Source organism: Megamonas rupellensis DSM 19944 (assembly GCF_000378365.1).
Taxonomy (GTDB): Bacteria; Bacillota; Negativicutes; order Selenomonadales; family Selenomonadaceae; genus Megamonas; species Megamonas funiformis.
Genome location: NZ_KB899576.1, coordinates 1 through 13,880 on the forward strand (window position 1 = coordinate 1; position 13,880 = coordinate 13,880).

11 protein-coding genes are annotated in these 13,880 nt (G+C 31.2%); 6 read left to right on the forward strand and 5 right to left on the reverse strand.

The genetic code is table 11. The features are described 5' to 3' along the window. The coding region (locus tag F553_RS11710; protein ID WP_018999308.1) for a zinc ribbon domain-containing protein at positions 1 to 193 on the forward strand (193 nt) is incomplete at its 5' end. A gap of 14 nt (positions 194 to 207) precedes the next feature. Here the strand turns inward: F553_RS11710 and F553_RS11715 are convergent. Next, a complete protein-coding gene (locus F553_RS11715; RefSeq protein WP_018999309.1) occupies positions 208 to 1,758 on the reverse strand; it encodes an HAD-IC family P-type ATPase in 1,551 nt (516 codons plus the stop codon). 233 nt (positions 1,759 to 1,991) lie between these two features. Between F553_RS11715 and F553_RS0105460 the strand changes: the two genes are divergently transcribed. The 3 genes from F553_RS0105460 (at position 1,992) to F553_RS0105470 (ending at position 5,016) form a co-directional block, all read left to right on the forward strand. Beyond that, positions 1,992 to 3,605, forward strand: coding sequence for an MBL fold metallo-hydrolase RNA specificity domain-containing protein (locus tag F553_RS0105460; protein WP_018999310.1), 1,614 nt, complete (start codon positions 1,992 to 1,994; stop codon positions 3,603 to 3,605). Positions 3,606 to 3,709: 104 nt separating this feature from the next. After that, on the forward strand, positions 3,710 to 4,054 hold the full coding sequence (locus tag F553_RS0105465) for a DUF1292 domain-containing protein (protein WP_008537831.1): 345 nt from the start codon (positions 3,710 to 3,712) through the stop codon (positions 4,052 to 4,054). Positions 4,055 to 4,155: 101 nt separating this feature from the next. Beyond that, positions 4,156 to 5,016, forward strand: coding sequence for a DUF4261 domain-containing protein (locus F553_RS0105470; protein WP_018999311.1), 861 nt, complete (start codon positions 4,156 to 4,158; stop codon positions 5,014 to 5,016). Positions 5,017 to 5,080: 64 nt separating this feature from the next. Here the strand turns inward: F553_RS0105470 and dapA are convergent, their stop codons facing one another. Beyond that, the gene (dapA, locus tag F553_RS0105475; RefSeq protein WP_018999312.1) at positions 5,081 to 5,977 is read right to left on the reverse strand and encodes a 4-hydroxy-tetrahydrodipicolinate synthase; all 897 of its coding nucleotides are present in this window, start codon (positions 5,975 to 5,977) and stop codon (positions 5,081 to 5,083) included. A 249-nt stretch (positions 5,978 to 6,226) separates the two neighbouring features. Beyond that, the gene (locus F553_RS0105480; protein WP_018999313.1) at positions 6,227 to 7,642 is read right to left on the reverse strand and encodes an alanine/glycine:cation symporter family protein; all 1,416 of its coding nucleotides are present in this window, start codon (positions 7,640 to 7,642) and stop codon (positions 6,227 to 6,229) included. Between the two features lie 628 nt (positions 7,643 to 8,270). On the opposite strand from F553_RS0105480, the gene F553_RS0105490 reads away from it, so the two are divergent. After that, positions 8,271 to 11,705: a DNA polymerase III subunit alpha gene (locus tag F553_RS0105490; protein WP_018999314.1), complete on the forward strand. Its 3,435-nt coding sequence runs from the start codon at positions 8,271 to 8,273 to the stop codon at positions 11,703 to 11,705. Positions 11,706 to 11,759: 54 nt separating this feature from the next. Here the strand turns inward: F553_RS0105490 and F553_RS0105495 are convergent, their stop codons facing one another. Both F553_RS0105495 and recA read right to left on the reverse strand, forming a co-directional pair. Continuing rightward, entirely contained in the window at positions 11,760 to 12,227 is a 468-nt protein-coding gene (locus tag F553_RS0105495; RefSeq protein ID WP_018999315.1) for a regulatory protein RecX, read from the reverse strand. Then, a complete protein-coding gene (recA, locus tag F553_RS0105500) occupies positions 12,211 to 13,281 on the reverse strand; it encodes a recombinase RecA (RefSeq protein WP_018999316.1) in 1,071 nt (356 codons plus the stop codon). Before recA ends, F553_RS0105495 begins: the two co-directional genes overlap by 17 nt. Positions 13,282 to 13,479: 198 nt before the next feature. On the opposite strand from recA, the gene F553_RS0105505 reads away from it, so the two are divergent. After that, positions 13,480 to 13,809, forward strand: a complete 330-nt coding sequence (locus tag F553_RS0105505) for a DUF5713 family protein (RefSeq protein ID WP_018999317.1) — start codon at positions 13,480 to 13,482, stop codon at positions 13,807 to 13,809. Positions 13,810 to 13,880 lie beyond the last annotated feature (71 nt).

The window sequence follows — 13,880 nt, forward strand, 5'->3', positions numbered from 1 at the left end:
AGTGCAAAAGATAGATAGATACTATCCAAGTTCGCAAATTTGCCATGTTTGTGGTACAAAAAATCCTGAAACTAAAAATTTGGCAGTTCGTGAGTGGATTTGCGCAAAGTGCAAAACCAGCCACGATAGAGATAGAAATGCTGCTATAAATATATGGAAGGTTGGGGCATCAACCTTCTTTGGAGAGATATAGTAAGACCTGCTATTTTAGTAGGCAAGTATCGTTTGTATCCAAGAATCCCCTGCATTTAGGCATGGGGAGTATGTCAAACGCATACCTTTGTCATTTAATTTATCGACAGTTTTTAAGATTTCTTTTTTAATAAACTTATCTAACGGTTCAATTTTTCCTTGATATTCAACATGAGAGCAGATAGATAACATTTCTTCGACTGCACCTTTAGTTATCATTTGGCTTTTTTGATTTTTGTCCTTTACTACTATAGAAAGGCGACGACGTGAAAAATCGAAAGGTATTTCATCTACTTTCGTGTAAGCACTAGATAGATTTATTAAGTTAGGATTATCTTGTTCAATTTCTTCTGTTTTATTGATGATAGCTATATCCATTAAATTTTTATAGCCTGTTTGAAAATAACTATTTAGGTAGGCATGACGTAAGACACGACTATCTTCATTTCCCAGTACATCTAAATGGTATTCTAAAACAACTTTATTCATAGTTAATGTACCAGTTTTATCCGTACAAAGGATATCCATAGCACCAAAATTTTGAATGGAATTTAAGTTTTTTACGATAGTTTTCTTCTTAGACATAGAAACGGCACCTTTAGCTAAGCAAGTAGTAACTATCATAGGTAACATTTCAGGTGTTAAACCTACGGCAATGGAGATAGCAAATAAGAAAGCTTCTACCCAATCATTTTTAGTTATGCCATTGACAAAAAATACTATAGGTACCATAAATAACATAAAACGAATTAAAACCCAAGATACAGAATTGACGCCTTTAGTAAAATTTGTTTCCACAGGTGTAGTAGAAACAGATGAAGCGATTGAACCAAATAAAGTATTATTACCAACACTGATTACTACAGCAGTAGCACTGCCACTTATTACATTACTTCCCATGAATAAAATATTATTATAATCAGTAATAGAAAGATTTTTTTCTTGATAAGTTTTAGCAAATTTTTCTACTGGTTCACTTTCACCTGTCAATGATGCTTGGCTAATGAATAAATCTTTAGCTTCTAAAATTCTAGCATCAGCAGGAATCATATCACCAGCACTTAGATGAATAATATCACCAATTACCACATCTTCTAAAGGAATTTCTGTTTTAGGGCGATATTGTCTAGTGACAGTGCAAGTAGTTGTTATTAAAGATAGAAGTTTTTCGGCTGCATTACCGGAACGGCTTTCTTGGACAAAACGCAAAGAGCCAGATATAAAGACCATTGTAAGAATTATAATAACGGTTACAGGATTTACATCATCAGGGCTGTTTTGCATGATAGGAATAATAATATCAGTAAAAATAGAAACTATAGCCAAACAAAATAAAATTGCTGTAAATGGGTTTATAAAAGCATTGGCAATACGTTTAGTTAAAGATAATTTTTTTCCATGCACAATTTTATTATTGCCATATAAATTACGATGTTCTTTAATGGTTTGTTCACTTAATCCCGTAAAAGAAGTGTTAAGAGCTTGTAATATTAGCTTAGTTGAATTGGTGGCACAAAAAATAATCTGTTCGTTCATTTTTTTTAGTGTTTTTGGATTAGTTGTCACAATGCTCCCTCCATAAAAATAAAATTAATAAATCACGTAACAAAGTATAAATTATTTATTTATCTAATCCTATGGCAGAATTCTTGCGATTTTATTACTTTTTTATAAAGATTTGAAAGAGCATATTATTTAATAAGATTTTAATGAAAGTTTTAAAGGGTTTTAATTTGTATTTTTAGAATATATACAGTATAAATAAAACAATCGAAATCCTTAATGAAGGAGGGGTTTTTATGAATTTACAATTTTTAGGTGCGGCTCATACAGTTACAGGTTCTTGTTATTTATTAGAAGCAAATGACCATAAAGTTTTGATTGATTGTGGTATGTTTCAAGGTGCGAGAAATTTACGTGATTTAAACTACAATGATTTTCGTTTTGTACCGTCAGATATAGATTGCGTACTTTTAACTCACGCTCATGTTGACCATTGCGGTCTTATTCCTAAGTTATGTAAACAAGGATTTAAGGGCGATATATATGCGACAAAAGCGACTTGCGATTTAGTAAATATCATGCTCCCAGATAGTGCACATATCCAAGAGTCTGATGCGCAAATAACAAATCGTAAAGGGCAACGTATGGGAAAAACACCAATAGCTCCTTTATATACTATTGATGATGCTATGGCTTCATTAAAGCAATTTGTGCCAATTGATTATGATCAAGAAATCAATCCAGTAAATGGCATACGAGCTATTTATAAAGATGCTGGTCATATCATGGGGTCAGCAATTATTGAAGTTTATGTAACGGAAAATGGCGAAGAAACTAAAATTGTATTTACAGGCGATTTGGGGCAACCTGACCAGCCTATTATAAAAGACCCTACACATATAAAAGAAGCAGATTATTTAGTAATTGAGTCTACTTATGGTGATCGCAAACATCAAATTTATGATAAAGAAACTCCATTAGCAGAAATTATAAATGATACTATGGACAGAGGCGGAAATTTAATTATTCCATCATTTGCAGTTGGTCGTACACAAACAATGTTATATTATCTATTCAAATTATGGAAAGCCAATCGCATAGAGGATTATTCAGTTGTAGTGGATAGCCCACTTGCTGTTGAAGCTACAAGAATTTTTGCCAAGAATACAAAATATTTTGATGATGAAGCAACTGAATATATTAGAAAACATGGTAAATTGCCTCAAATGCCACAGTTGCGTCTTTGTGAAAGTGCAAATGAATCTAAGGCCTTAAATACAGAAGAAAGTTCACATATTATTTTATCGGCTAGTGGTATGGCGGACGCTGGACGTGTACTTCATCATTTAAAACATAATCTTTGGCGTCCAGAATCTACAATTTTATTTGTAGGTTATCAAGCAGAAGGAAGTTTAGGTAGAAGATTATTAGAAGGCGCAAAAAAAGTAAAAGTCTTAGGTGAAGAAATCAGTGTAAAAGCTAGAATTGTAAATATGGACGGATTTTCTGCTCATGCTGATTATTCACAGATGGAAGAATGGTTACAACATTTAACTATGTATAATGCTAAACAGGTATTTGTAGTGCATGGTGAAGCTACTGCTAGTAAAGCTGTAAAAGAAATGATTGAAGAAGAATTCGGCTGGAATGCATATATTCCATTTTATGCAGATAGAGCTATTATGACAAAGAATACTTGTGAAATCAAAGCTGCTAATATACCTCAAGTATCTGTGGAAAAAGATATGGAAGACTTCTTTGTTGATGTTGATGCAGATTATAGACAATTACGTCGTAGAATTATTAATCTTGTGGTTAAAAATCCAGAACTTATGCCAGCAGCTATGAATACAATTCAAAAAGGTTGGCGATATGTTAAACGCTTATTCAAGGATTTTGGTATTAGCTAAGATTTTTAATGAAAATTTTATCTGCTTTTTACGATAAATATTTTGGCAAGAAGAAAGAAATATGTTATGATTAGAGTAAAGTTAAATCTTAGGAGGATTATATAATGGAAGAATTAAAAAACAATTCCGTTGTTGAAGAAGATACTGAAGGTACTGTAGTTGTTATTACTGATGAAGAAGGTAATGAATACAATTATGTAGAAGAAATGGTTTTCGATGCAGGTAGCGATAAATATGCTATTTTAGTTAGCATTGATGGCGATGAAGAATGCGAATGCCATGAACATGATGAAGAATGCGGTTGCGAAGAAGAAGTAGATGTAATCTTAGCAAAAATCGTTAAAGATGAAAATGGTGAAGTTGAATATATTGAACCAACAGATGAAGAATTTGAAATTGCTCAACAAGCTTATGAAGAATTAATGGATAAACTTGAAGCAGAAGAATAATCATCTGAAATTGTTTAAAGTTTAATACGTATCAAAGAAGGTACCATAGAAAAATGGTATCTTCTTTTTTGTGAATATAAATTTTTATTTGAGGTAGATTTATGGAAAATTTAGTAGAAAATATTAGTAAATCAGTAGCTATTGAATTGCTTTTTGAAGAAATGCCAACAAGACCTACTGCAAATGCTATTTTTCGTGAAGCTAGAAAAATATTTGGTGATATAAATATTATCAATAGAGATGAAAATGATATTGAATTTAGCGTAGATAAATTTGTAGCATATAATGAAGATAATACAACTTCTCCAGTAGTACTTGCTATGGGAAATATAACAGATTTTGATTATAAAGTAGCTGTAAGTGAATTTGAACGCACACAGATTTGGAATGTAGCTAACAGTGAAGAATTATTGAGTAAATATAAATATGCTGTAAAAATATGGGATGTAAATGCTCAAAGACAAATTCCTAAAGAACGCGCTATTATGTTAGTGGATTGGCTTAATGTAGCTTTAAAATTATATCCTAAATGTCAAGCTATTTGGATAAAATCAGCAGGTAAATTACAATTAGCACAATCCATTAAGAATTTAAAAGAAACTGGTATAGTTAAATATTTATATAGTATGGTTAATATTCGTTTCTTCAATGTGCCTAATACAAATGAATTCATTGTAGATAGTGTAGGATTGGCTAATATTGGTTTAAGTGATGTACAATTCCATTTCAAAGGTATGAACCCTAATAAAGTAGCTAATCTTGCATATAGCTTAGCTCGTTATATTTTGAATAATGATGATATCATGATTAAAGATGGCGATACCATTGATGGCATGAATGATGAGGGAAAAATGACACCAGAAGTTCAATGGATTTGTAGATATGAAGATTCTTTAATCGAACCACTTCGTCCTGTTTTAGATATTGATACTGGTAAATATGCCGCTGGCGATAGAAATTAAAAAAAACACTTTCTAATTTTAGATATTTTCTAAGTTAGAAAGTGTTTTTTAGTTAAGTATAAAATTATTTGATTAAGTTAAATTTACGCATTGCTATTTTTAATTGTTCAAGATGAGCATCTTCCATTTCGCAAAGTGGCATGCGTAAAGGACCCATATCAAAGCCCATTAAACGAAGTGCAACTTTTACAGGAATTGGATTTACTTCACAGAATAATGCTTTGATTAATGGGAAGTATTCAATTTGTTTTTTTGCTGCTTCTTCAACTTTGCCATCAAAGAATAATTGACACATATCATGTGTTTCTTGTGGCATAACGTTGGAAAGTACGGAGATAACACCTTTTGCACCTAAAGATAATAATGGAACGATTTGGTCATCATTACCAGAATAGAAAGTGAGTTTATCACCGCAAAGAGACATTGTTTCAGCAACTTGACTGATATTGCCACTAGCTTCTTTAACTGCTGCAATACGTGGATGTTCTGCTAAAACAGCGTAAGTTTCTGGTGTAATACCTACACCTGTACGAGATGGTACATCATAAAGAATGATAGGTACATTTACATTATCAGCGATAGATGTGAAATGTTTGATAAGTCCTTTTTGTGTACATTTATTATAATATGGAGTAACTACTAATAAAGCATCAGCACCTGCTTTATCTGCATGTTGAGATAAATTAATAGCATATCTAGTATCATTAGAACCAGTACCTGCAATAACAGGAACACGTTTATTTACATAGTCAACAGTAAATTTAATGATTTCTTCATGTTCTTCATCTGTCATTGTAGCAGATTCGCCACTTGTACCAGCAATTATGATAGCGTCTGTACCATTGTTTAAGTTGAAATCAATTAAACGAGCTAATTCATCATAATTGATACCGTTTCCGTTTTCATAAAATGGAGTAGCAATAGCTACGCCTGCACCTTTAAATATTACATCTTTCTCCATAAAGAAAGCCTCCTTAATGCCATCTTTTGATGTGTTATCATAAATTATACAGGTAAATATTTATATTGTCTATAATATTTTAATTTTATGCATGATTTTAAAACATTTTTCTCTATTTTTATTTTTTATTATTGTAATGTTATAACTTTTTTGTTATTTGCGTAATAAATTGTAAAAGTGTATTTATTTGTGATATAAAAAAAGACTTGATTTATAAATTTTAAAATCAAGTCTTTTTATGTTTAATAATTATTTATTGTCATCTTTCCACCAATAAATACCGTCTTGTTTTGGTAAGATACTAGCTTTAAATACAGGATCTTTAATACCTTGTTTTTTCTGTTGAGTATAATCATCTAAAGCAATAAAAGCATATTTGCCTAAGAGTAAAATAGCAATGATATTTGTGATTGCCATTAAAGCCATGAATAAGTCTGCTAAATTCCAAACTAAGCTTAATTCAGCAACAGAGCCGAAGAATACCATAATTACAACAAGAATACGGAAAATATTTAAATATAATGGGTTATCAGACAAGTGTTTTATATTGATTTCTCCATAATAGTAGTTACCTATAATGGAAGTGAATGCAAATAATAAAACGATAATAGCTATACCAGTTGTAGCGATATCACCAAAATATAAACTTAAATCGTATTGAATGAGCTGAATACCAGTTAAACCTGTTGCTTGATAATCACTGCTGAATAATACGATAAAAGCAGAAGCAGTACAGATAAATAATGTATCTACGAATACACCAAAAGCTTGGATAAGACCTTGTTTTACAGGGTGACTTACTTCAGCAGTAGCTGCGGCATTTGGAACAGAACCCATACCAGCTTCATTAGAGAATAATCCACGTTTAATACCTGTCATGATAGCAGCACCGAAGCTACCACCAGCTACAGATTCAATACCCCAAGCATCTTTGAATATGACAGATAAAACAGTTGGTAATTCTGAAATATTATATATAGTGATAGCAAAAGCGATAAGTAAATAAATACCAGCCATGATAGGCACCATGTATTCAGTAACTTTAGCAATGCGATGTAAACCACCAAATACTACAATTCCAGAGAATACAGCAATAACAATACCAATCATAGTAGCATCAAAATTGAATGCAGTTTGTAAAGATAAGGAAATTGTATTGGATTGTACAGAATTGAAGATAAGTCCATAAGTAACGCTGATTAAGATAGCAAAGAATACAGCTGTTTTAGGGCTATGAAGTGCATTATTAATGTAATAAGCAGGGCCACCAAGATAGCCATTGCTATCAGTGCGAGGTACTTTGTAAATCTGTGCTAAAGTACTTTCCACAAAACCAGTTGCAGAACCTAAGATAGCAATAATCCACATCCAGAAGATAGCACCTGGACCACCGAGAACTACTGCAATTGCGATACCAGCAATATTACCAACACCTACACGAGATGCTGTACTTACACAGAATGCTTGGAAAGAAGAAATTTGCTGTCCTTCCATTTTATTGCCTGCATCGCCAGCAATAAGACGTATCATTTCTTTGATAAATCTTATTTGTACAAATTTTGTACGAATAGTAAAAATAATACCAGCACCAATAAGTAAAATAATTAAAACATAACTCCATAAAATATCATTGATTTGACCGACTAATGAATTCAATAACTCCATTTAAACACCTTCTTTATAAATTAATATGTATATAATAACATATTTACAATATTTTGGGTAGAAATATATTTTATTAGTAATAATAGATTTATGTTACATAATACTTGTGATAAAATAAAGACAAAATATATTGAAAAGAGGTGTTTGTGTAATGGAAAATTACACGAAAAAGCATTTCTCAAAATATATAATATCAATAAAAATGTTAATCTGAATAATTATAATGATGATTATGATAAAAAATAGGTAGATTAAAATATTAATAATGATAAATAATAGTTAAAAAACAAGGTATTATGCTATTTATTTTGAAAATAATGAGTTAAATAAGTAAATATTATGGCTTATTATCTAGTTGATGGAAAATAAAAATATAGTTTATCAATAATTTGTAAACATAGTGAAAAATAAAACTAAATCATAAATTTTTATATTAGAAGATAATTGATGGAATGTTTAAATTATCTTCTTTTTTATATTGTTATTTTAATGAAGAAAAAGAAGCTTTTATATTTGGTATAGATTTATTTTCTTTATAATAATCATATGTTAAAATTATTTTACTTAATATATTAGCTTTAATTTTATTTTTGAAGATATTTTATTATTTTTAGAAAGAGAGGTCATAATGAAATTAGAAAAATCTGATGTAAATACTGTAGTTGAAAATCATGTAGATTTTACTCATTTGCATGTGCATACAGAATATAGCTTATTAGATGGTGCTAGTAGAGTAAAAAAATTAATTGCACACGCAAAAGAATTGGGCATGAAGTCTATAGCGATCACTGACCACGGTACTATGTATGGAACGATTGCTTTTTATAAAGAAGCTTTGAAACAAGGAATAAAGCCTATTATTGGTTGTGAAGTTTATGTAGCACCAAAATCTCGTTTTGATAATTTTGAAGTGGAAGGCACACGTTATTATCATCTAATTTTGTTAGCAGAAAATAATAAGGGATATCAAAATCTCATTAAATTGGTTTCTCTAGCAAATATTGAAGGTATGTATTATAAACCTCGTGTAGATAAAGATTTATTGCATCAGTATCACGAAGGTATTATTTGTTTGAGCAGTTGTATAGCGGGCGAAATTCCTCAAGCAATTATTCGTGATAATATGGAACGTGCGGAAAAATTAGTGCAGGAATATGTAGATATTTTTGGCAAAGATAATTTCTTTTTAGAAATTCAAAATCATCAAATTCCTGAAGAAGCTAAGGCAAACAAAGGATTAATCAGTTTAGCGCAAAAATATGATTTAAAATTAGTGGCTACAAATGATATACATTATATAAAAAAAGAAGACAATGATTTTCATGATGTACTTTTGTGTATACAAACAGGTAGAACTTTAGATGATAAGGATAGAATGAAATTTTATAATGATGACTTCTATTTAAAATCTGGTGCTGAAATGCTTGCTTTGTTTAAAGATACACCAGAAGCTATTACAAATACTTTGGAAATTGCAAATCGTTGTAATGTAAGCTTTGAATTTGGTCATTTACACTTACCAAACTTTCCTTTGCCAGAAGGTATGACTGATGAACAGTATTTGCATAAATTGTGTAAGGAAAAAATTCATAATAGATATGCTGAAGTTACAGAGGAAATACAACAAAGGTTAGATTATGAATTGTCTATTATTCACCGCATGGGCTATGATAGTTATTTTTTGATTGTATGGGATTTTATAAATTTTGCTCGCAGTCAAAATATAGCGGTAGGGCCTGGTCGTGGTTCGGCAGCTGGTAGTATTGTAGCGTATATTTTAGGAATTACAGATATTGACCCATTGAAATATAGTTTACTCTTTGAACGTTTTTTAAATCCTGAACGTGTAACAATGCCAGATATAGATATTGACTTTTGTTATATTCGTAGAGATGAAGTTATTGAATATGTAAAAAGAAGATATGGCGATGACCATGTAGCACAGATAATTACTTTTGGTACGATGGCGGCAAAAGGTGCAGTGCGAGATGTTGGTCGTGTCATGAATATGCCTTATAACGAAGTGGATAAGATAGCAAAGTTAATTCCGCAAGAATTAGGCATGACTTTGGATAAAGCATTAAAAGATTCATCAGAGTTGTTGACTTTATATCAAGAAAATCTTGAAGTTCGTAAATTAATTGATTTTGCCAAAGATGTAGAAGGTATGCCACGCCATTCTTCAACTCATGCTGCAGGTGTAGTTATTTCTAAAGATCCTGTTACGGATTATGTACCTATTCAGATATCTGAAGGTACATTTGTAACTCAATATGATAAAGATTGTGTTGAAGAATTAGGTCTATTGAAAATGGACTTTTTGGGATTACGTACGCTTACAGTTATCGCTGATGCTTTGACAAATATAAAAAATAATCGCGGTATAGAGATAAATTTAGATGAAATTCCACTTGAAGATGAAATGACTTCGCAAATGCTTTGTCGAGGAGAAACAGGAGCAGTATTTCAGTTAGAGTCTGCTGGCATGACTACCTTGGTAAAAGATTTGCAACCAACGGGATTTGCTGATTTAATTCCTGTTATGGCATTGTATCGACCAGGGCCTTTAGGCAGTGGCATGGTAACGGATTTCATCAATGGCAGACATGGCAGAAAAAAAGTAACATATATTCATCCAGATTTGGAGCCAATTTTAAAAGAAACTTTTGGCGTGATTTTGTATCAAGAGCAGGTTATGCAGATAGTTCAAGTATTAGCTGGTTTTACTTTGGGGCAAGCGGATATTTTACGCCGTGCAATGGGTAAGAAAAAGCATGATGTCTTGATGTCACAAAAAGAAAATTTCTTAAAAGGTGCTAAAGATAATGGTGTAGATGATAAACTCGCAGAAACTATTTTTGATTTATTATTACATTTTGCCGATTATGGTTTTAATAAATCTCATAGTGCTGCTTATGCACTTGTGTCATGGAGAACAGCATATTTAAAAGCTCATTATCCGCAGGAATTTATGGCGGCTATTTTGACTAGCTTGATGACAAGTAATAAAATTGGCGAATATATTGAACAATGTAAACATATGGGAATTGATATTTTGCCACCAGATATAAATGCTAGTCGTGATACATTTACTGTAGATAAAAATAGTATTCGTTTTGGTTTAGCTGCAGTGAAGAATGTAGGTGAAAATGCTTTAAAAACGATTGTAGATATCCGCGAGAAAGATGGTCTATTTAAATCTTTAGAGGATTTTTGTTCACGAGTTAGCAGTAGATGTATCAATAAAAGAGCTTTAGAAAATCTCATAAAATGTGGTGCGTTTGATTCTTTAGGTTATAATCGTGCTCAATATATGGCTGTTTTAGACCAAGCTATGGATTTAGGCTCTAGACGTCAAAAAGATTTAGCTAGTGGACAGATGGATTTATTTGGTGATTTTATGGAGGAAGAAGAAAGTATTGATAAACTGGAAATGCCAAAAATGCAGGAATTTCCTAAAATAGAATTATTAAACATGGAAAAAGAAATCACAGGCTTTTATATCACAGGGCATCCACTAGAAGAATATAGAGAAAAAATACAGTATTTGACTACGATTGAAAGTCTAGAAAAACAAAAAGATGGAAAATATATCTCTGTAGCAGGAATTATTCGCAAAGCAAAAAGAGTAACTACAAAAAAAGGCGATATGATGTGCTTTTTAGAAATCGAGGACTTTTTAGGTGTAGTAGAAGTCATTGTATTTCCAAAAGCATTTTATGATAATATCAATTATTTAGTGCCAGATATTCCTGTTGTAGTCAGAGGAAAATTAGATAAAAGTGATGATAATAATAAAATCATTGCTGATAAAGTAATAGGTTTAGAAGATTATACACCAGAATTTTGTATTATCGTAAAACCAGAGCAAGAAGATAATGCTTTCTTTAGCAAAATAACAGAAACATTGCAAGAAAATGCTGGTCCTTGCCCTGTTTATATGTATTTTATGAGCAGTAAAAAAATGATTAAAGGTAATCGAGAATTTTGGATTGATGGCAGTGAAACTGTAGTCAACAATCTAAAAAATCTTTTGGGCAAAAATTCAATTAAACAAAGATAATTTTTAATTAAAAATCCCCCAAAATACTCATCTATTTTGGGGGATAAATTTATATTAAGGGTTATAAAAGAAATCTTCGATTGCTAAGCGAATAGCTGAATAATTAAATCCTTTACGATAAAGATAGCCTTGACATTTTAATTTGTCAGCTTTGCTAGGAGTATAACGGCTATTTAATAATCGCAAACAAACAGTATATTCATAATCTATTTCATCAATATCTGTTTCTTCTTGAGCATTTTGAATATCACTTTGAGAAAATCCTTTTTCCATTAATTTATATTTAATAGCTTTTATACTACGATGTTTTTCATTGATATATGCTTGATATTGACGTTGGCATAAATCTATATCGTCTAAATAATGTCGAGCAGTTAAGCGATTAATGGCTTCTTGAATTTCTTCTGGTGCGTATTCTTTGCGTTTTAATTTTGTAATTAATTGTTGGGTACTATAAGGTCTTGTAGCTAATAAATCAACAGCATAAATAAGTGCTGTTTTTGTATTATTTTGCTGTTTCATTATCAGCTGTTACTTTAGATTTTTTAGTTGGTTCTTCAACTTTTTCTTCAGTTTGTTCTTCTTGAACAAATAATTTTTCACGAATTTTATTTTCAATTTCTAATGCTGTGTCAGCATGTTCTTTTAAATATGTTTTTACGTTTTCTTTACCTTGACCTAAGCGAGTGCCTTGATAAGAATACCATGTACCACTCTTATCTAAGATTTCAAAAGCTGTACCCATATCAATTAAGCTACCTTCACGAGAAATACCTTCACCATACATGATATCAAATTCAGCTTGTTTAAATGGAGGAGCTACTTTATTTTTTACGACTTTAATTCTTGTTCTGCTACCTACAGGGTCATTGCCTTGTTTAATTGTATCGATTTTACGCACATCTAAACGAATGGAAGCATAGAATTTTAAAGCTCTACCACCAGTTGTAGTTTCTGGATTACCAAACATAACGCCAACTTTTTCACGAATTTGGTTGATGAAAATTGCTGTTGTACGAGATTTGCTGATGATACCTGTTAATTTTCTCATAGCCTGAGACATTAAACGAGCTTGTAAACCAACATGAGAATCACCCATATCGCCTTCGATTTCCGCTTTTGGAACAAGTGCTGCTACTGAGTCAACAACTACTACATCAATAGCGCCACTGCGAACGAGTGCATCGGCGATTTCTAAGGCTTGCTCACCGTTATCTGGCTGGGAAATCAATAAATTGTCGATATCTACACCTAATTTTTTTGCATAAACTGGGTCAAGAGCATGTTCAGCATCGATAAATGCAGCCACGCCACCTGTTTTTTGTGCTTCAGCAACGATATGAAGTGCTACAGTTGTTTTACCAGAAGATTCAGGGCCGAAGATTTCTACTATGCGTCCGCGAGGAACACCACCAACACCAAGAGCTGCATCAAGTGGCAAACAGCCAGTATGAATTACTTCGATATTCATATTAGCAGAAACATCACCTAATTTCATGATGGAGCCTTTACCAAAATCACGTTCGATTTGTTTTAAAGCACTTTCTAGTGCTTGTACTTTATCCATTTTATCCATGGGAATAAATCACCTGCTTTTTAAATCTTATCTAGAAATATATATAAATTATACTCTATCTATTCCTAAATAATCAAGCAAAATGTTCAGATTTCCGAACAAAATAAACAGGATTATTTTTAAGAAAATTAGCTTTAATTTAGAATATATTGTATAATATCAAATATAATTATTTATTGGAGGGATATTTTTTATTAAATGGACAGTTTTGATGACCAGTATATTTTATTAGAGGAATTATACGAGGATAGTTTTTATCCAGATTTTTTGATTGATAAAATCAAATATTTGTTAGAAGATTTTATTAATTTTGTGGAACAAAAACCAAAAAATATGGCAGATGTTGGTGATAAAATTTATGATTTAATTCAAAATGCCAATAGTTTGCAATATGAATTTCTCGATAATGACAGCGAATATGATAATATAGCTAGAGAATGTCTTATTCGCAATTTAGAATATATTATTCAATGGTTTCATTTACCAATTAATTTAGAAGAAGCATTAGCGGAACGTGAATGGGATTAAGCCTATTTAATAATAAATGTTATTAATTTAAAAGCATAAAATTTTATGTTATACTTATAGTAGTTTATTTA